The sequence below is a fragment of the Lysobacter yananisis genome (assembly GCF_031199375.1).
In the GTDB taxonomy this organism is placed as follows: domain Bacteria; phylum Pseudomonadota; class Gammaproteobacteria; order Xanthomonadales; family Xanthomonadaceae; genus Lysobacter; species Lysobacter yananisis.
The window spans coordinates 5,675,414-5,693,715 of the sequence record NZ_CP133568.1 but is presented as its reverse complement, the minus strand read 5'-3'; the positions used below and the strand labels follow the sequence as shown (position 1 = coordinate 5,693,715).

Below are 18,302 nucleotides of genomic sequence, written 5' to 3'. Positions count from 1 at the left end.
GGATGCTCCGTAGGTTGCGCCGCGCTCAGACCACCGCGGCGGCGCGCTGGGGAATGTCTTGGTTGAGGATCGTATCGTCGTCGCTGTAGTCGATCGGCACTTCGATCAGATCGACGCCGGGCGTGTCCAGCGCGCGCCGCAGTAGCGGCGCGAACTCGTCGGCGCTGGCCGGGCGATGGCCGCGCGCGCCGTAGCTGTGCGCGTATTCGACGAAATCCGGATTGCCCAGGTCCATGCCGAAGCTCGGGTAGCGCTCGTGCGCCTGCTTCCACTTGATCATGCCGTAGGCGTCGTCGCGCAGCACCAGCACCACCAGGTCCAGGCCGAGGCGTACCGCGGTTTCGAGCTCCTGCGAATTCATCATGAAGCCGCCGTCGCCGCACACCGCCACCACCTTGCGGTCCGGGCAGACGATGCGCGCGCCGATCGCCGAGGGCAGGCCGGCGCCCATCGTTGCCAACGCGTTGTCGAGCAACAACGTGTTGGGCTCGCGGCAGCGGTAGCTGCGCGCGAACCACAGCTTGTACAGGCCGTTGTCGAGACAGACCACGTCGCGCGGCGACAGCTCGCGGCGCACGTCGGCGACCAGCCGCTGCGGCGCCATCGGGAAGCGGTCGTCGGAGGTGCGTTCGGCGAGTTGCTCCAGCAGCGCCGCGCGGACCCGGTCGAAATAACCGAAGTCCCAGTGCGCTTGCGGCTGCAGCGCCTCGCTCAGGCGCCAGACCGAATGGGCGATGTCGCCGATCACCTCGATCTGCGGGAAATACACCGCATCGACCTCGGCCGCGGCGTAGTTGACGTGGATCACCGTGCGCCGGCCTTCGCGCATGAAGAACGGCGGTTTCTCGATCACGTCGTGGCCGATGTTGACGATGCAGTCGGCCGCGTCGATGGCGCGATGGACGAAGTCGTGGTCCGACAGCGCCGCGTTGCCCAGCCACAGCGGCCCTTCCTCGTCGAGCACGCCCTTGCCCATCTGGGTGGTGAAGTAGGGGATGCCGAGCTTGGCGACGAATTGTTCGAGGGTCTTGGACGTGGTCTTGCGGTTGGCGCCGGCGCCGACCATCAGGATCGGGTGGCGGGCCTGGGCGATGGCCTGCGCGGCGCGCTCGATGGCCTTGTCCTCGGCCACCGGGCGGCGCGAGAACGAGGCCGGGATCAGCCGCGCCTGGGTCGGATCGCCGGCGATGTCCTGCGGCAGTTCCAGGTGGGTCGCGCCGGGGCGCTCTTCCTCGGCGCGGCGGAAGGCCTCGCGCACGCGCGCCGGGATGCTGTCGGCGGCGACGATCTGGCGGGTGTACTTGGTCAGCGGACGCATCGTGTCGACCACGTCGACGATCTGGAAATGGCCCTGCTTGCTGGTCTTTATGGGTTTTTGCCCGGTGATCATCAGCATCGGCATGGCGCCGAGCTGGGCGTAGGCCGCGGCGGTGACCAGGTTGGTGGCGCCCGGGCCCAGGGTCGACAGGCAGACGCCGGCCTTGCCGGTCAGGCGGCCGTAGGTCGCGGCCATGAAGCCGGCGGCTTGTTCGTGGCGGGTGAGGACGAGCTCGATCGTCGAGGTGCGCAGCGACTCGAGCAGGTCGAGGTTCTCTTCGCCGGGAATGCCGAACACGTACTGCACGCCTTCGGCTTCGAGCGCGGCGACGAAGAGGTCGGACGCCTTGGTCATGCGGAACTCCGGGGACGGAAACGCAGGACCGCAAGGATCGCGCAAACCACGTGAGCGAGGGGCGACGGTGGTGGAACGGTGCGGGCCGGCGGGCGCTGTGGCCCGATCCGGAAAAGCGCTGGCGCGCTCTTGTGGGGAGGGCCTTCAGGCCCGACGCTCTTCGGTCGATTCGCGGCGATCCGCAACAAAAGCGTCGGGCCTGAAGGCCCTCTCACGAAAGCCTGAGGCATAGCAAATGCCGGGGTGTTTGTGGGAGGGGCTGCAGCCCCGACGCTCTTCTGTCGGATGGTCGCGAACTGAAACGAAAGCATCGGGCCTGAAGGCCCTCCCACGAGAGCGAAGGCCCTCACACGACCGCAGATGGATCAGTCTTCGCGCGGTTCGACCCTGACCCGGATCTGGCCGTCCTGCACGCGCGCGCTCAGGCGGTCGCCCGGCGCGGCGTCGAGCACGCTGCGCACCACCCGGCCGTCGTCGTGCTGGACGATGGCGTAGCCGCGCGCGACCGTCGCCAGCGGGCTCACCGCTTCCAGCGAGCGCGCCAGCCCGCGCAGGCGCAGCGCATCGCCGTGCAGGCGCCGGGCCAACGCCGCGCGCGGGCGCGGCGCCAGCGCGGCCAGACGCTCGCGCAGGCGGGCGATGCGCCGCTGCGGATGGTGCGCGCGCAGCACCGCGTCGCTGTGGCGCAGGCGCGCGGTCTCGCGTTCGATGCGCAGGCGCCAGGCCTGTTCGAGCCGGCGCAGCGCGTCCTGCTGGCGGTTGCGCAGCGCCGCCAGCCGCGCCTGCGGACGCAGCGCGTTCAAGCGCAGGCCGGCGCGGTCGGTGCGCTGCATCGCCTGGCGCAGGCGCTGGCTGTGCAGGTTCCCCAGGCGCGCATCCAGCACGCGCAAGCGGTGCAGCAGATCGTCGCGCTGCGGCACCAGCAACTCGGCAGCCACCGAAGGCGTGGGCGCGCGCACGTCGGCGGCGAAGTCGGCGAGGGTGAAGTCGGTTTCATGGCCGATGGCGGAAACCACCGGCACGTCCGACGCGGCGATGGCGCGCGCCAGCCGCTCGTCGTTGAACGCCCACAGGTCTTCCAGCGAACCGCCGCCGCGGGCGAGGACGATCACGTCGTAACGCTGCGCGGCCTGGGCGCGCTGCAGCATCGCCACGATCTTCTCGGCCGCGCCGTCGCCCTGTACCGGCACCGGCAGCACCTCGGCCTGGGCCAGCGGGAAGCGCCGGCCGAGCACGCTGAGCACATCGCGCACGGCTGCGCCGCTGGGCGAGGTGATGATCGCGATGCGTTCGGGGAAGCGCGGCAGTTCGCGCTTGCGCTCGCGGTCGAACAGGCCCTCGGCGGCGAGTCGCGCCTTGAGTTCCTCGAAGGCGCGGCGCAGCGCGCCTTCGCCGGCCTCTTCCATGTGGTCGAGCACCAACTGGTAGTCGCCGCGCGCTTCGTACAGGGTCAGCCGGCCGCGCGCGAGCACGCGCAGGCCTTCGCGCGGGACGAACTTCAGCCAGCTGCTCTTGGGCTTGAACATCGCGCAGCGGACCTGGGCGCGCGCGTCCTTGAGGGTCATGTACAGATGGCCCGAGGACGGCCGCGACAGATTGCCCAGCTCGCCCTCGACCCAGATCAGCGGGAAGGTGTCCTCGAGCAGGTCGCGGGCCAGGGTGTTGAGCTGGCTGGGGGTGAGGACTTCGTCGGGGGAACTGGGGGGCATGAGCGAGCGATAGCGGCGCCAGCCGCCCGGAGCGAAACAGTTGCGCCGATGTTAACCCGTCCCGCCGCGTGCTTCCGGGGCCGGCTTTGCCGAGTCGGATCGGAGAGCATCGGGCCTGAAGGCCCTCCCACGACAGCCGAGCCCTTATGCCAGGGCCAAGCCCTTGTGGGAGGGCCTTCAGGCCCGACGCCTTTCGGCCCGATCGCCCTGTGGCCCAAGCCTCCCGCCGCGTCAGCCCCGCTTCACCCCCGCCGCACCTGCGCCCACCGCCCCGGCGCTACAATGCGGCCCATGAATTCCGACGCCGTCCTGCCTTGCTCCGTCCCCGATTTCGGCCCCTTGCCGCGCCGCCTGACCCGCAGCGTCGCCATCGGCGGCGTCCAGGTCGGCGGCGGCGCGCCGGTGGTGGTGCAGTCGATGACCAACACCGACACCGCCGACGTCGCGTCCACCACCAAGCAGGTCGCCGAACTGTGGCGCGCCGGTTCCGAATTGGTGCGCGTCACCGTCAATACCGTCGAGGCCGCCGCGGCGGTGCCGCGGATCGTCGACAAGCTGGCGATGATGGGCATCGAAGTGCCGATCATCGGCGACTTCCACTACAACGGCCATCAGCTGCTGAGCGCCGAGCCGGCCTGCGCCGAAGCCCTGGGCAAGTACCGCATCAACCCCGGCAACGTCGGCTTCGGCAAGAAGAAGGACAGCCAGTTCGCGACCCTGATCGAGTTCGCGATCAAGTACGCCAAGCCGGTGCGCATCGGCGCCAACTGGGGCTCGCTCGACCAGGCGCTCGCCGCCCAGCTGATGGACGAAAACGCCAACCGCGTCGAACCCTGGGACGCCGGCCGGGTGCTGCGCGAGGCGCTGATCCGTTCGGCCCTGGATTCGGCCGCGCGCGCGGTCGAACTGGGCCTGCCGGCCGAGCGCATCGTGCTCAGCGCCAAGGTCAGCGGCGTGCAGGAGTTGATCGCGGTGTATCGCGAACTGGCCTCGCGCGGCGACTACGCGCTGCACCTGGGCCTGACTGAGGCCGGCATCGGCAGCAAGGGCATCGTCGCGTCCAGCGCCGCGCTCGGCGTGCTGCTGCAGGAAGGCATCGGCGACACCATCCGCATCTCGCTGACGCCCGAGCCGGGCCAGGCGCGCAGCAACGAGGTCATCGTCGCCCAGGAACTGCTGCAGACCATGGGCCTGCGCGCGTTCACCCCGATGGTCACCGCGTGTCCGGGTTGCGGCCGCACCACCAGCACCTTCTTCCAGGAACTGGCGCAGACCGTGCAGGAGCACGTGCGCGCGAAGATGCCGGAGTGGAAGATCACCCATCCCGGCGCCGAGAACCTGACCCTGGCGGTGATGGGTTGCGTGGTCAACGGCCCCGGCGAATCGCGCCACGCCAACATCGGCATTTCGCTGCCGGGCACCGGCGAGGCGCCGTCGGCGCCGGTGTTCGAGGACGGCGAGAAGACCGTGACCCTGCGCGGCGAGAACATCGCCCGCGAGTTCGTCGCCCTGATCGACGGCTACGTCGAGCGCCGCTACGGCGTGACGGCGGCCGGCGGAGCGGCGTGAGCGAGGACCCGCGCGCGGACGCCGCGCCGCCGCGTTCCGCGGCGGCGAGCGCGGAAAGCCCGCACCCGCAAGGCCCGCGCTCGCAAGAGCAGCATGCCGCGCGCCGCCGCGGCGCCGACGACAGCGCATTCGAACAGGAAGCGCGCTTCGGCGCGGCGCTGCTGCGCCGCCACGGCTGGACCCTGTTGCTGGTGTTCGCCGGACTGCTGCTGCCGCTGTGGGCCTTCGCCGAACTGGCCGACGACATCCACCGCCAGGAGTCGCTGGTGTACGACGTGCCGGTGCTGGAATACGCGCACGGCCTGTCGCGGCACAGCCTGGACCTGTTCTTCAGCGTGATCGCCAAGCTCGGCTACCAGTGGGGCGTGGTGCCGTTCGACATCGTGCTGGTGATCGCGCTGACGGTCACGCGGCGTTTCCGCGAGGCCAGCTACGCGGCGATCGCGCTCGGCGGTTCGGGCCTGCTCAACATCGCCGCCAAGCAGTTCTTCGCGCGCGAGCGGCCGTCGCTGTGGGAGTCGATCGCGCCGGAGCACAACTACAGTTTTCCCAGCGGCCACGCGATGGGCTCGATGACGCTGGCGGCGGTGCTGATCCTGCTGTGCTGGCCGACGCGCTGGCGTTGGCTGGTGGTGGCTTTGACGGTTCCGTTCACGGTCCTGGTGGGTTTCTCCCGCCTGTACCTCGGCGTGCATTACCCCTCCGACATCCTCGCCGGCTGGGCGGTGGCCACGGCCTGGGCGGTCGCGGTGTACCTGCTGGTCTATCGCGGCGGCGTGCGGCGGCCGTGGCAGGCGCGCGAAGGCTGAGCGCGGCGGCCCGCGCGCGGCCGTTCGCCCGCGCGGTTACGCGCACGAACGATCCGGCGCCGAGACTGGTTTAGCCAAGTGAAGTTGCAGCGCCGCAACACGCCGGCGGCGAACCTGTAACCAAATGCGATTTGTGCGCGAGGTCACGCCGAAATTCCGCCGGCTCGCGCAGTGTGGCCGTGGGCAGGAGGTTCGGTCCGCGTGGCGACGCCGCGCGGCACGGTGGCAGGAGCGATCGGCCGGTGCGTCCGCACGACGCGCCGGTTCACGGACGACGCTCGATCACGGCGATCCCTCCCGGCCCGCCCCCGGAACCGCGACCTGCCTGTTGACAGGGGACAGGCGTGCAGCGGCTTCTTCGCGAACGATACGTGGAGGACCACCCGATGCCCAACGCAAAGAACCGGCTGACCATCGCCATCGCCCTCGGACTGAGCGGCCTGACCGCGCTCGCCGCGGCCGCCGCCGTCGGCGGCCTGAACCGGCCCGCGGCCAGCGCCGACGCGTCGGTCGGCGGCGCGCCCGCGCCGCAACGCGCGGCCCCGGCCGATTCCGCCGGCCAACGCTATGTCGTGCTGTACCAGGAGGCGCCGCTGAGCGTCTACAACGGCGAAGTCGCCGGGCTGGCGGCGCCGCAGCGCGTGGCCGGCGCGCAGAACGCCAACAGCGCCGCGGCGCGCATCGCCGGCGGCGGCAACGCCCGCATCGACGTGCGCGGCGCCCAGGCGAGCAGGTATCTGAACTATCTCGACAACGTCCAGCGCAACCACGAGCGCAGCATCAACGCCGCGCTCGGGCGCACGCTCAAGGTCGAGCGGCGCCTGCGCCATGCGGTCAACGGCGCGGTGGTGCGGATGAGCGCGAGCGAGGCCGCGCGCGTGGCCAAGCTGCCCGGCGTGGCGCTGGTGCAGGCCAGCCGCGACTATCCGCTCGACACCGACGTCGGCCCGCAGCTGATCGGCGCGCCGGCGCTGTGGAACGCCAAGCCGACCCAGTGGCGCGGCGAAGGCGTGGTGGTCGGCATCCTCGACACCGGCATCAACTTCGGCAGCCCGGCGTTCGCCGCGATCGACGACAGCGGTTACCGCCACGTCAATCCGAACGGCGCCGGCCAGTACCTGGGCACCTGCGCGCCCGGCGGCGTCGACGAAGGCCGCTGCAACGACAAGCTGATCGGCGGCTGGGACTTCGTCTGCGGCGAGCCGGCCAACATGTGCGGCCAGCCGGGCATCCGCGAGGAGCCGGGCTTCGGCGACACCAACGGCCACGGCAGCCACACCGCCTCGACCTCGGCCGGCAACGCCTGGACCGCCAACTACAAGGGCCGCGACATCCGCATCTCCGGCGTCGCCCCGCACGCCAACATCGTCGCCTACGACATCTGCTACACCGACGCCGCCGGCCAGGGCTGGTGCCCGGATTCCGCCGCGCTGGCGGCGATCGACCAGGCCGTCGTCGACGGCGTGGACGTCATCAACTACTCCATCGGCGGCGGCGGCGAGCCCTGGGGCGAAGCGGTATCGCTGGCCTTCCTCAACGCCTCCGACGCCGGCATCTTCATCGCCGCTTCGGCCGGCAACAGCGGTCCGGACCCGAGCACCAACGGCCACCAGCAGCCGTGGGTCTCCACCACCGCGGCGAGCACCCACGGCCGCGGCAACTTCGCCACGCTGCTGCAGATCACCGGGCCCGGCACGGTGCCGTCCGACCTGCAGGCGGTGCAGCTCAACGACGGCAGCGGCGGCGTTTCGCTGACCGCGTCGATTCCGCCGAACACGCCGGTGCGGATCAGCGCCGGCATCGACAGCGCCGACGACGGCTGCGCGGGCTTCGCCCCCGGCGCGTTCGCCAACGCCATCGCGGTGGTGCGGCGCGGCACCTGCAACTTCTCGATCAAGGTCAACAACGCCGCCGCCGCCGGCGCGATCGCGGTGGTGATCGCCAACAACCAGGCCACCGGGGTGACGCCGAGCGTGCCGGGCACCACGGTGCCGGCGTTCGCGGCGGCGCAGGACGACAGCAACGCCTTGCGCGATTTCGCCGCCGGCAACGGCAATACCTCGACCGGCGGCATCGGCTTCCCGCCGACGCCGGTGCCGAACACGCCCGACCTGATCGCCGATTTCAGCTCGCGCGGCCCGGGCGGGTTCAACCTGATCAAGCCCGACGTGGCCGCGCCCGGCGTCAGCGTGCTGGCGGTGTTGGCCGGCACCACGATCGGCGGCAGCGAGAACCTGGTCGGCCTGCTCAGCGGCACTTCGATGGCGTCGCCGCACCAGGCCGGCTCGGCGGCGCTGCTGCGCCAGGCGCGTCCGAACTGGACCGCCGCGGAGATCAAGTCGGCGCTGATGATGACCGCCAGGGAAGGGATGCTGCTCGAGGACGGCGTGACCGCGGCCAATCCGTTCGACACCGGCTCGGGCCGGATCCAGGTCGATCAGGCGGTGAAGTCCGGGCTGGTGCTCAACGAGACCACGGCGCGTTACCGCGCGGCCGACCCGGCCGCCGGCGGCGATCCGGCCCAGCTCAACCTGGCCAGCATGCAGCAACAGGACTGCAAGCGCTCGTGCACCTTCCAGCGCAGCTTCCGCCACGCCCAGGGCGTGTTGCCGGAACTGTGGCTGGCGCAGGTGGAGGGCGTGGACGGCATCGCCTTCCCGCCGGTGTTCGTCTCGGCGCCGGGCAGCAAGACTCCGGTCAGCGTGTTCGTGTTCAGCCGCAAGTACGCGGCCGACGGCAGCTGGCATTTCGGCAAGCTGCAGCTCAAGCCGTTGCTGGGCCGCAAGTCGCCGAGCCTGCATCTGCCGATCGCGGTGTCGGTGCCGGCGCCGACGGCGGCTGCGGTTGCGGCAGCGGCAGCGGCAGCGCCGAAGGCGGTGCGTGCCGACCGCCTCGGCGCCAGGCCGGTGGAACCGGAGCGCAGCGCGCGTTGAGCCGGGTCGCGACCGACCCTTCGCGGGTCGGTCGCGATTCCGCAATCGCGTTTGCGTCAACCCAACGCCGGGTCCCATGCGGGCCCGGCGTTTTCATCGGCGTCGATCGGGTCCGGCCGACGGGAGCGGGGCGCGCGGCGATCCGGCGTGCCGCGCACGCGCACGGCGGTGCGGGAGCGGCGAACCTGCAGCGGCGAATCCGAAGCTGCGAATCCGAAGCGGCGAAGGGGGAACGGCGAATCCGAAACGGTGCGCGACGCGCGGCTACCACTCGCGCCACGGTTCGGTCGGATCGTCCTGGCCGCGCAGCGCGCCGATGCCGGCCAGGGCGCTGCGCACCAGTTCGCACAGGCCTTCGCGCTGGTCGGTCTCGATCAGGTTGTAGCGGCAGCGCGCGTTGAGCGCGTTGAGCGCGCGCACGGCCTGTTCGACCGCGGCGCGCGCGCTGCGGTCCAGTTGCGCGGGGGAGGGCACGCGCTCGCCGTCGCCGACCGCGTTGCGCAGCGCGGCGAGCAAGGCGTCGATGACGCGTTCGCATTCGTCGATCTCGGCCGCGCCGTAGCCGGCGTCGGCGCCGTCCTGGGCCAGGTCTTCCATGTAGCTGCGCATGCCGTCGAGGATCTCGTGCTTGAGCTCGACGTAATCGTTGGTCTCCACCTGCACCCCGCTGCCTCCTCGTCGCCGCCGCGCCGTGCGCGCCCCGCGCGACGACCGGAACGCGAGTCTAGCCGCGCGACATTGCAGGCGAAGGAAACCGCGCCGTGCCGGCGTCGCGGCCGCGTTGTGACCGCCATCGCCGCTTCGCCGATCCGTACGCGCCGGCGCTTGACGGCGGCGCATGCGGCGGCTCCGAGAGCGCGCCGCCGACGCCGCGCCGGCGCTTGCTAGACTGGCCGGCGTCGGTCGCCCGCATCGCGCGGGCGGCCGCGCAAGCCCCGTTTGGAAGCCGACCGCGCCCGTCGCGACCGTCATCGTCCGGACACCGCCGTGCAAAAACCTCCGACTCCCGTCAACGAAGCCCAGCGCCTGCAGGCGCTGCGCAGCTACGACATCCTCGACACCCCGCCGGAGCGCGACTTCGACGACCTGGTGGCGATCGCCGCGGCGGTGTGCGACGCGCCGATCGCGCTGGTCAGCCTGATCGACGAGCAGCGCCAGTGGTTCAAGGCCCGCACCGGCCTGGCCGCGCGCCAGACGCCGCGCGAACTGGCGTTCTGCGCCCATGCGATCCTGCGTCCGGACCAGACCCTGGTGGTGCCCGACGCGCGCGACGACGCGCGCTTCGCCGGCAATCCGCTGGTGCTCGACGATCCCAACATCCGCTTCTACGCCGGCGCGCCGCTGGTGACGCCGGAGGGCCACGCGCTGGGTACGTTGTGCGTGATCGACACCAAGCCGCGCGACCTCGCCGACAAGCAGCACCAGGCGCTGACCGCGCTGTCGCGGCAGGCCTCGCGGGCGATGGAACTGCGCCGGGTGAGCCGCGCGCTGGCGCGGCAACTGCAGGAGAGCGAGTGGTACGAGCATCGCCTGCTGCAGTACCAGTCCGAACTGGAGGCGAGCAACGCGGCGCTGGAGGCCAGCAATGCCGACCTGGCCGCGTTGACCCGCACCGATCCGCTGACCGGCCTGCCCAACCGGCGCGCGTTCGCATTGGCGCTGGAGCAGGCGGTGGCGCGCAGCCACGCGGCCGCGCCGCTGCAGGTGGCGGTGCTCGACATCGATCACTTCAAGACCATCAACGACGTCCACGGCCACGCCGAGGGCGACCGGGTGCTGCTCGCTGTCGCCGACGCGCTGCGGTTGTACGCGCCGGGGCCGGGCAGCGTGGCGCGCTACGGCGGCGAGGAGTTCCTGCTGCTGTTCGAGGCGCCGCAGCCGCAGGCGCAGCTGCAATGCGAGTTCGTGCGCGAGGCGATCGCCAATTTGCCGCTGGGCCTGCCGCTGACGGTGAGCATCGGCCTGGCCGCGTATCGCACCGGCGAGGAACCCGCGGCGACCTTCGCCCGCGCCGACCAGGCGCTGTACGCGGCCAAGCGCGGCGGGCGCAACCGGGTGGTGCTGGCCGAGTCGGAGTGAGCGGTGCGCCGCAGGGGCGGCTTTGGCCTGGTCGCGGCGGAGTGCGCGAAAGGCTTCCGGGCGGCGGCTTGCTAGCCGTGGATGGGGCTTTCGCTGCGGCACGGTGTTGCTCAGTGGAAGGGCCTTCAGGCCCGACGCTCTTCGCTCAGGTCATCGCGATCTGAGCGAAGAGCGTCGGGCCTGAAGGCCCTCCCACAGATTCAGCCCGTCGGGCCCGAAGGCGGGCCTGCAGGTTCAATGCATCGAGCCGGCAAACCCTCCCGCAAGGTTCAGCGGTAGATCCGCTCGCGTTCGGCCTGCAAGCGCTGGCGCAGGTATTCGTCGCGGGTCAACCCGCCCGGAATCTGCTGCATCGCCATCGTTTCGGCGACGATCCGCGCTTCGCTGCGTTTGTAGGCCTGGAACTTCGGATCGCGCGCCTGCTGCTCGACGAAGGCCTGTTCGTGCTGCGCGGCCTGGCTGCGGTAGCGCTGCGCCAGTTGCTGCACCAGCAGCGCCTGGCGCGCTTCGTCGGGCACGGTGGCGCGGATCAGGCCCACGCGCAGCAGCATGGTCTCGCCGGCCGACAGTTCGTCGGCCTGCTCGTAGCGGTCGATCTGCGCCTGCAAGGCCTGCGCCCGCCGCTCGCGTTCGGCCGGCCCCAGCGCGGCGGCGTCGCGGAAGAAGCGCTTGGCCTCGTCCTGGAACTGCCGGCGTTGCTGGAAGCGCCGGCCTTGCGGCGTGGCGAGCATCGCGTGCACGCCGGAGCCTGCTTCCGCAGCGGACGCGGCGCCGGCGTCGCCGCCGGCCTGCGCGGTCGCTGCGGCGCGGCTGGCGGAAAACGGCCACGAGCCCAGGCTGACCGCCGCGGCGAGCGCCGCGGCGGTCAGGGCCAGGCCCAGCATGAGAGTGTTTCGCTTCATGCCGCGTCGCCGGTCAGATCAGCTGGTCCACCAGCCAGTACAGGAAGTTGAAGGGCTTGGCCTTGTCGGCCGCATCGCTGGTTTCGCTGGCGTCGAGCACCTTGCCGTTGCCGTCGAGCACCGAGTCGATGAAGTTCTTCAGTTCCAGGTTCTGCGCCTGCACGTCGCCGTTCTTGAAGTCGACGATGGTGGTGCAGTGGCTTTCGTTGAGCGCGCGGTACTGCGGGAAGTAGCCGCCGAAGTTGTCCAGGCCGTTGAGGCGCGCGGACAGGCGCTGGGTGTCGGTGCCCCACTTGGCGTGGATCAGCGCTTCCTTGGCCGCCTGGTTCGGCGCCTGGGCGATGTCGTCGTGGAAACGCTCGTACGAGTACGACGAGTAGTTCAGGTCCTGCCAGAAGTGGGTGTGGCCGAGGCGGTCGCCGGTGTGCTTGCTCGACAGCGCCGGGTAGATCGAACCCAGTTCGTTGAGGTCCATCTGCGGCAGGCCGGCGGCGAGGAAGGCCAGCGGGCCGTTGGGCGCGTCCAGGCCCCACACGTCGCGGATCTTGGTCATCAGCGGCTGCGAGGGATACTCGGCCGGGTTGGCGTTCTTCGGGGTCGGGAAGATCGGGCCGGAGTCGTCGATCAGGAAGCCCTGGGTCGGCGCGACGTCGGTGCGGAAAGTGTCGTAGGAGATCAGGCTGCCGGCGCCGCCGGCGCTGCAGCCGGTGTTGAGCATCTGGCCCGGGCGCGGCAGGTTGTCCTTGAGCCAGGCGATGATCGCGCGGGTGTTGCGCAGGCCGTTGTGGTGCCACACCAGCGGCGGCTTCTGCCCGCTCGGATCGTCGTACACCGCGACCTTGTCGCCGCTGTAGATGTCGCCGGTGCAGTACGGCACGTAGACCATGTTCCAGCCCTGGGTCTTGACCGCGTCGAACGGGCTCACGCGGGTCACGAACGGGCTGACCAGGCTGGCGCCGGGATTGAGCAGCTTCATGTAGTCGTCGGGCACGCCGTTGGGATTGCGCGCGCCGCGCACGCCGGTGGCGCCGGTGCAGCTGGCGTAATCCCAGCACGCGCCGCCGCCTTCCATGTAGATGATGGTGTTGGTGGTGTCGGGAACGCGGTTGACGAAGATCTTGTACGGCGAACCGTTGCCGCAGATGGCGCCGGTCTCGGCCGGCAGCTGCACGGTCTGCCACTGGTAATAGGCGCCGGGGTCGAAGCCGCTGGCGCGGCCCGCGTCGGCGCTCAGCAGCGGGTACTGGCCGGTGCGCTGCTTGGGCTGCACCTTGTTGTCGGGCTTGGGCGGGGACACCAGGTTCTTCAGGGTCTGGAAGAACCCGTAATCGCCCTGTTCGGCCTGCGAAGGCAGGCTGGAAAACGCGACGGCGCCGCCCATCAGGGCGACGGCGACGTAACGGCTCAATGCGGCCATGAACTCTCTCTCCTGTGATCGTCATGAAGGCAGAGCGAAACGCGCATCCGGCGCGTGCTAGGGCGTGCGCGCGGCCGGTTCCTCTCCGTACTGCTGCGTCTGGATAACGGTGGGGAGATGACGGGTCAATCGGCGCCGGCGGGGTTTTTCGACCGTGGACCAGATTGGCCGCGAATGTGGCCGCGGGTGGCCGTTTTTGCCCCGATAGCGGTCACGCAACCGGGTCCGCCGGGTGAGCGGTCGTGCGCTGCAACATGTGACCGGGTTCGATGAATGCGTCGATGTGCCCGCGGTCAAGCGCGCGTTGTGACGTCGAGAATCCGCGCGGCGCCGCCTGCGGCCGCGGCTTGGGTGCAGGCCGGGTCGATGCTGGCGCGTAGCGAATCTAGCTGGCGCCGGAGAGCGTCGGCGGCCATGCGAGGAACGCCGTCGCAGTCGAAGAAATAATGCGTAAAAAGAGTGCTGAAATTACGTGCCAGTAGGTGATTTTTAGATGACTTTTTGCTCATTGGTGCGCTGTTGGCGCGTCGATATAATCGCCGCCTTTCCACCGCCCGTTGCGCCATGATCGTCGACAAAGCGTCCTTGCTCGCCCTCGTCCTCGCAGCGATGTGCCTCCCGCTCGATTCCCTCGCGGCGCCGCCCGATCGCGAAAGCCTGCCGGACTTCGTCTGCGGCGCGCTGGAGAAGATCTACTTCGATCCGGTCAAGGCCAAGGCCCTGTGCAAGGCGGCGCGCGAGACGGGCAAGTCCCCGGAATTCGTGCAGGCCGTTCCGGCCGACCAGGCCAGGCAACTGACCCAGGCGCTGCGCAACCGCAGCCACGACAAGCATTTCTACGTGGGCATTCCGAAGCCGGCCGGTACCGCCGCGGCCGTCCCGCCAACGGCCACGGCGCCGGCGCCGGCGCTGCCCGCCGACGCGAACGGCGGTTGGGTCGAAGTGCGCATCCTTCCGGGCCAGATCGGCTACGTGAAGTGGACCCAGCACGTCGCCGACGACGCCGCCTTCGCCAAGATCACCGCGGCGCTGCATTTCCTCAGCGGCGTCAAGGCGCTGGTGTTCGACATCAGCCGCGACGGCGGCGGCGACGGCCGCGCCAACGGCTTCGTCTACCAGCATCTTTTCCAGGACGAGGCCTATCAGGGGTTGCTGCAGAAGAAGTGCAAGGGCGAGACGGCCTGGAAGAACGGCGAGGTGCCTTATCACTATTCGCCGGCGCCCAAGTTCTACCAGACCCCGGTCTACATCCTGGTGTCGGAGAAAACCGGCTCGGCCGCCGAGTACTTCGCGCTGATCGGCCAGGACAGCGGACGGGCCACCGTCCTGGGCACGACCACCGCGGGCGCGGGCAATCCGGTCGCGCAGATCGCCACCGACGACTACTTCGCCTATATCCCGAACTGCGAGATCCGGACCCGCTCCGGCAGGAGCATCGAAGGCGTGGGCGTGGTGCCCGACGTCGTGTTGAAGTCCGACGACCGGGTGCAGGAAGCGCTGGCGTTCGTGCGCCAGGATCTGGCCCGCAAGTCCGCCGCCGGCGCTCCTTGAGCGCGCGCGGCGGCGCCTATTCGCCCGGCGCCGCCCCCGCGGTGGCCGCCGCCGATGCCTTCTTGCGCGCCAGCAGCGCCTCGCGATGGGCGATGTACGCGTTCGAGCCGAGGATGATCGCTGCGCCGATCACCGTGTAGCGGTCCAGCGTCTCGTGGAACCACAGCCAGCCGGCGACCGACACCAGCGGCAACTGCACGAAGCTGATCGGCGTCAGCGCCGAGACTTCGCCGAGCTTGAGCGCATGCGTCCACAGCACCTGGCCGCCGGTGCCGAACACGCCGGCGGCGACGATCCAGACCCAGGCGACGCCGTGCGGCCACTGCCACACGAACAGCGCGGGAATCAGCGACATCGGCACCCAGAACGCGTAGGTGTACAGGACGATGGTGTTGGCCGAGTCGATCCGGGACAGTTGCTTGATCTGGATCGAGATCACCCCGCCGAGCACCGCCGCGGCCAGCGCGGCGAGGCTGTCGACCGAGAACTCGGTCGAGCCCGGACGCACGATCACCAGCACGCCGAGGAAGCCGGCGGCGACCGCCGCCCAGCGCCGCGCGCGCACCTGTTCGTGCAGGAACAGCGCCGCGGCGATGGTGACGAAGATCGGAGTGGAGTAGGTCAGCGAGATCGCCTGCGCCAGCGGCAGGTGGCCGATCGCCCAGAACCCGCACAGCATCGACACCATGCCGATCGCGCAGCGCACGAAATACTTGGGCAACTGGCGCGTGCGCAGTTCGGCGCGGCGCGCGCTCAGCAGCAGCGGCAGCACCGCCATCAGCCCGAACAGGTTGCGGAAGAACGCGACTTCGAAGGTGTGCAGCGATTGCGAGGCCAGGCGGATGGCGATGGCCATGATGCCGAAGCTCAGCGTGCTCGCCAGCATCAGGCCGGCGGCGCGCATCGGCTGGGTGGTGGAGGCGGCGGGCGCGCCCGCGCTCACCAGCGCGCGCCGACGATGCGCGGTTCGGGTTCGATCGCCACCCCGAAGCGCTCGCGCACCGAGTCGGCGATGCGGCGGGCGAGGTCGAGCAGTAGCGCGCCGCTGGCGCCGCCGTGGTTGACCAGCACCAGCGCGTGCGCGGCGGACACGCCGGCGTCGCCGTCGCGGTGGCCCTTCCAGCCGCAGCCGTCGATCAGCCAGGCGGCCGAGAGCTTGCGCGTGGCTTCGCTGTCGCCGCGGAACGCCGGCATCGACGGGTATTGCGCCAGCAGCGCCTGCGCCTGCGCCGCCGGCACGATCGGGTTCTTGAAGAAACTGCCGGCGTTGCCGAGCACGGCCGGGTCGGGCAGCTTGCGCCGGCGGATGGCGACGACCGCGTCGGCGACGTCGCGCGGCGTCGGCGCGCTCACCCCGCGCGCGGCCAGTTCCTCGCCGATGCCGGCGTAGTCGAGCTTGGGCGCGGCGTGGCGCGGCAATGCGAATTCGACCGCGGCGATCAGGTAGCGGTCGGCCTCGCGCTTGAACCGGCTGTCGCGGTAGCCGAAGGCGCAGGCGGCGTTGTCGAAGCGGTGCCACTGGCCGGTGCCCGGCTCGTAGGCCTCGACCGCATGCACGAACTCGCGCACTTCCACGCCGTAGGCGCCGATGTTCTGGATCGGGCAGGCGCCGACGGTGCCCGGGATCAGCGCCAGGTTCTCGAGCCCGGCGTAGCCTTGCTCCAGCGACTGCATCACCAGCCCGTGCCAGGGCACGCCGGCATCGGCGCGCAGGATCGCGCGTTCGCCGTCGTCGTCCAGCACCCGCACCCGGCGGCCGCTGAGTTCGAGCACCGCGCCGTCGGGATCGCCGGCGAACAGCAGGTTGCTGCCGCCGCCGATGGCCAGGGCGAGGCCTTCGCGCAGCGGCGGCGCGGCCAGCGCCTCGGGCAGGGCACGGGCGTCGTCGACCGACACCAGCCACGGCGCGCGCGCGGCGACGCCGAAGGTATTGCGGGTTTGCAGCGGCGCATCGCGCACGATGCGGACGTTCGGGCTCATGCGCGCGCGGACTTCAGGTTGGGGGCGGAAAGCGGAATGACGGCGGCTCGCTGCGGGCTCGGGCGGTGGCGGTTCGGCGCGGGCTCGCGCCGATTCAAATCTGCGGCGGCACGTGGCCGCGGCTGGGGGCTTCCTTGCGCCGGCGGATCGCGTCGACGCATTCGCCGATCAGCGCCGGGCCGCGGTAGACCAGGCCCGAATAGACCTGCACCAGGCTCGCGCCGGCGGCCATCTTGGTGACCGCGTCGGCGCCGCTGAGGATGCCGCCGACGCCGATCATGGGAATGTGCTCGGGCAGGCGCGTGCGCATCCGCCGCAGCACCGCGGTGGCCTGGGCCATCAGCGGCCGGCCCGACAGCCCGCCGGCCTCGCCCGCGTGCGCGCTGCGTTCCACGCCTTCGCGCGCGACCGTGGTGTTGGTGGCGATCACGCCGTCGACCCGCAGCTCGGCCAGCACCCGGCTGGCGGCCTCGATGTCGTCGTCGGACAGGTCCGGGGCGATCTTGACCAGCATCGGCACGCGCCGGCCCTCGCGCGCGGCGAACGTTTCCTGCGCCTCGCGCAGGTTGCCGATCAGCCGGCGCAGCGACTGCTCTTCCTGCAATTCGCGCAGGCCCGCGGTGTTGGGCGAGGAGATGTTGACGGTGATGTAGTCGGCCAGCGGATAGACCCGTTCCAGGCAGTGCAGGTAATCGCGCTCGGCCTGGTCGTTGGGGGTGTCCTTGTTCTTGCCGATGTTGATGCCGAGCAGGCCGCCGCCGCGGCGGCGCGCCTTGGACACGTTGCGCACCAGCGCGTCGACGCCTTCGTTGTTGAAGCCCAGGCGGTTGATCACCGCTTGCTGCTCGGGCAGGCGGAACATGCGCGGACGCGGATTGCCCTGCTGCGCGCGCGGGGTCACGGTGCCGATCTCGACGAAGCCGAAACCCAGCGCCAGCAGGGCGTCGATGTGGGCGCCGTTCTTGTCCAGGCCGGCGGCCAGGCCGACCGGGTTGGGAAAACTCAGGCCCAGCACCTTGGTCGGCAGCGGCTTGGGCGCGCGCGCCACCAGCGGATTGAGGCCGCTGCGATAAGCCGTTTCCAGCGCGGAGAGGCCGAGGCCGTGGGCTCGTTCGGCATCCAGTCCGAACAAAAAGGGGCGGGCGAGGCTATACACGAGTTCGTTGCGGGCCGCTCGGACGGGGAACGCCGATTATCGCCCAATCGATACCGCCCGGGCGAGCGCGAGCGAACGGTTCGTACGCAGATCGTGGGCGTGGCGGCGGATCGGCCGCGGCGACCGCCGCAACGGCTGCGTTGCGGCCGTACCCGGCGGGCGGCGCCCGCGCGGGAACCGCGCCGGCCGCGGCCGGCGCGGCGAGGCTCAGGCTTCCGGCGCCGGGCAGTCGATCGGGCTCATGCACTGGCCGTAAGCGCGGTCGCAGGCCTGGGTCTGCGCCTGGTTCTCGGCGTGCAGCAGGCAGTCCTCCCAGACCACGCGGCAACGCTCGCATTGGTCGATCTGGGCCGAGGCGGTCAGCGAAGCGGCGAATCCGAAAACGGCGACGGCCAGGGCGGCCAGGGCGGTGGGCTTGCGCAAGCTCATTGGGGTTTCTCCGGGCGGGTGGTCGGGTGGCGAAGCGCGAACGCCGCGGCGGCCGGGATCGTGGCCGGGCCGTCGTGGCGACGCGCGCGAGCATGC

General features: G+C 70.9%; 15 protein-coding genes and 1 pseudogene. 5 read left to right on the top strand and 11 right to left on the bottom strand.

Going from position 1 to position 18,302, the window contains the following annotated elements; genetic code table 11:
- Positions 1-25: 25 nt before the first annotated feature.
- From RDV84_RS23415 to xseA, 3 genes are read right to left on the bottom strand one after another with little or no spacing between them, the layout of a single operon-like run.
- Positions 26-1,672 carry an acetolactate synthase large subunit gene (locus RDV84_RS23415; protein WP_057947020.1) on the bottom strand — a complete coding sequence of 549 codons (1,647 nt, stop codon included), beginning with the start codon at positions 1,670-1,672 and terminating at the stop codon, positions 26-28.
- Complete coding sequence (locus RDV84_RS27065; protein ID WP_425608185.1) at positions 1,669-2,004, bottom strand: DUF6053 domain-containing protein; 336 nt, start codon at positions 2,002-2,004, stop codon at positions 1,669-1,671. The genes RDV84_RS23415 and RDV84_RS27065 overlap by 4 nt, the downstream gene beginning before the upstream one ends.
- A gap of 33 nt (positions 2,005-2,037) precedes the next feature.
- Positions 2,038-3,381 carry an exodeoxyribonuclease VII large subunit gene (gene xseA / locus RDV84_RS23410; protein ID WP_309151803.1) on the bottom strand — a complete coding sequence of 448 codons (1,344 nt, stop codon included), beginning with the start codon at positions 3,379-3,381 and terminating at the stop codon, positions 2,038-2,040.
- Positions 3,382-3,672: 291 nt separating this feature from the next.
- Between xseA and ispG the strand changes: the two genes are divergently transcribed.
- The 3 genes and pseudogenes from ispG to RDV84_RS23395 all read left to right on the top strand — a co-directional run.
- Entirely contained in the window at positions 3,673-4,950 is a 1,278-nt protein-coding gene (gene ispG, locus RDV84_RS23405; protein ID WP_309151802.1) for a flavodoxin-dependent (E)-4-hydroxy-3-methylbut-2-enyl-diphosphate synthase, read from the top strand.
- A 158-nt stretch (positions 4,951-5,108) separates the two neighbouring features.
- Positions 5,109-5,759 carry a phosphatase PAP2 family protein gene (locus RDV84_RS23400; RefSeq protein ID WP_309153770.1) on the top strand — a complete coding sequence of 217 codons (651 nt, stop codon included), beginning with the start codon at positions 5,109-5,111 and terminating at the stop codon, positions 5,757-5,759.
- A 386-nt stretch (positions 5,760-6,145) separates the two neighbouring features.
- A pseudogene (locus RDV84_RS23395) lies at positions 6,146-8,161 on the top strand (S8 family serine peptidase); the annotation flags it as partial.
- Between the two features lie 795 nt (positions 8,162-8,956).
- Here the strand turns inward: RDV84_RS23395 and RDV84_RS23390 are convergent.
- Positions 8,957-9,355 (bottom strand): hypothetical protein, encoded by a 399-nt coding sequence (locus tag RDV84_RS23390; protein WP_057947024.1) that lies wholly within the window; start codon positions 9,353-9,355, stop codon positions 8,957-8,959.
- Between the two features lie 324 nt (positions 9,356-9,679).
- Here RDV84_RS23390 and RDV84_RS23385 point away from each other — a divergent pair, with 324 nt between their 5' ends.
- The gene (locus RDV84_RS23385) at positions 9,680-10,771 is read left to right on the top strand and encodes a GGDEF domain-containing protein (protein WP_309151800.1); all 1,092 of its coding nucleotides are present in this window, start codon (positions 9,680-9,682) and stop codon (positions 10,769-10,771) included.
- Positions 10,772-11,040: 269 nt separating this feature from the next.
- On the opposite strand, the gene RDV84_RS23380 is transcribed toward RDV84_RS23385, so the two are convergent.
- The 3 genes from RDV84_RS23380 to RDV84_RS23370 all read right to left on the bottom strand — a co-directional run bounded on the left by RDV84_RS23380 (position 11,041) and on the right by RDV84_RS23370 (position 13,668).
- A complete protein-coding gene (locus RDV84_RS23380) occupies positions 11,041-11,673 on the bottom strand; it encodes a hypothetical protein (RefSeq protein WP_139381925.1) in 633 nt (210 codons plus the stop codon).
- Between the two features lie 13 nt (positions 11,674-11,686).
- The gene (locus RDV84_RS23375; RefSeq protein WP_078997383.1) at positions 11,687-13,090 is read right to left on the bottom strand and encodes a pectin acetylesterase-family hydrolase; all 1,404 of its coding nucleotides are present in this window, start codon (positions 13,088-13,090) and stop codon (positions 11,687-11,689) included.
- A 293-nt stretch (positions 13,091-13,383) separates the two neighbouring features.
- A complete protein-coding gene (locus RDV84_RS23370) occupies positions 13,384-13,668 on the bottom strand; it encodes a hypothetical protein (protein WP_309151799.1) in 285 nt (94 codons plus the stop codon).
- Between the two features lie 7 nt (positions 13,669-13,675).
- Between RDV84_RS23370 and RDV84_RS23365 the strand changes: the two genes are divergently transcribed.
- A complete protein-coding gene (locus RDV84_RS23365; RefSeq protein WP_309151798.1) occupies positions 13,676-14,641 on the top strand; it encodes a S41 family peptidase in 966 nt (321 codons plus the stop codon).
- 16 nt (positions 14,642-14,657) lie between these two features.
- Here the strand turns inward: RDV84_RS23365 and RDV84_RS23360 are convergent, their stop codons facing one another.
- From RDV84_RS23360 to RDV84_RS23345, 4 genes are all read right to left on the bottom strand, one after another.
- A complete protein-coding gene (locus RDV84_RS23360) occupies positions 14,658-15,545 on the bottom strand; it encodes a DMT family transporter (RefSeq protein ID WP_309153769.1) in 888 nt (295 codons plus the stop codon).
- Between the two features lie 35 nt (positions 15,546-15,580).
- On the bottom strand, positions 15,581-16,621 hold the full coding sequence (gene murB, locus RDV84_RS23355) for a UDP-N-acetylmuramate dehydrogenase (RefSeq protein WP_309151797.1): 1,041 nt from the start codon (positions 16,619-16,621) through the stop codon (positions 15,581-15,583).
- Positions 16,622-16,715: 94 nt separating this feature from the next.
- On the bottom strand, positions 16,716-17,777 hold the full coding sequence (locus RDV84_RS23350; protein ID WP_309151796.1) for a quinone-dependent dihydroorotate dehydrogenase: 1,062 nt from the start codon (positions 17,775-17,777) through the stop codon (positions 16,716-16,718).
- A gap of 207 nt (positions 17,778-17,984) precedes the next feature.
- Positions 17,985-18,206, bottom strand: coding sequence for a hypothetical protein (locus RDV84_RS23345; RefSeq protein WP_057947030.1), 222 nt, complete (start codon positions 18,204-18,206; stop codon positions 17,985-17,987).
- Positions 18,207-18,302 lie beyond the last annotated feature (96 nt).

Bases quoted from the DNA above. Each gene is read 5' to 3' on its own strand.
- RDV84_RS23415 (WP_057947020.1), bottom strand. From the start codon at position 1,672: ATGACCAAGGCGTCCGACCTCTTCGTCGCCGCGCTCGAAGCCGAAGGC.
- ispG (WP_309151802.1), top strand. From the start codon at position 3,673: ATGAATTCCGACGCCGTCCTGCCTTGCTCCGTCCCCGATTTCGGCCCC.
- RDV84_RS23345 (WP_057947030.1), bottom strand. From the start codon at position 18,206: ATGAGCTTGCGCAAGCCCACCGCCCTGGCCGCCCTGGCCGTCGCCGTT.
- RDV84_RS23375 (WP_078997383.1), bottom strand. From the start codon at position 13,090: ATGGCCGCATTGAGCCGTTACGTCGCCGTCGCCCTGATGGGCGGCGCC.
- RDV84_RS23360 (WP_309153769.1), bottom strand. From the start codon at position 15,545: ATGCGCGCCGCCGGCCTGATGCTGGCGAGCACGCTGAGCTTCGGCATC.
- RDV84_RS23380 (WP_139381925.1), bottom strand. From the start codon at position 11,673: ATGAAGCGAAACACTCTCATGCTGGGCCTGGCCCTGACCGCCGCGGCG.
- murB (WP_309151797.1), bottom strand. From the start codon at position 16,621: ATGAGCCCGAACGTCCGCATCGTGCGCGATGCGCCGCTGCAAACCCGC.
- xseA (WP_309151803.1), bottom strand. From the start codon at position 3,381: ATGCCCCCCAGTTCCCCCGACGAAGTCCTCACCCCCAGCCAGCTCAAC.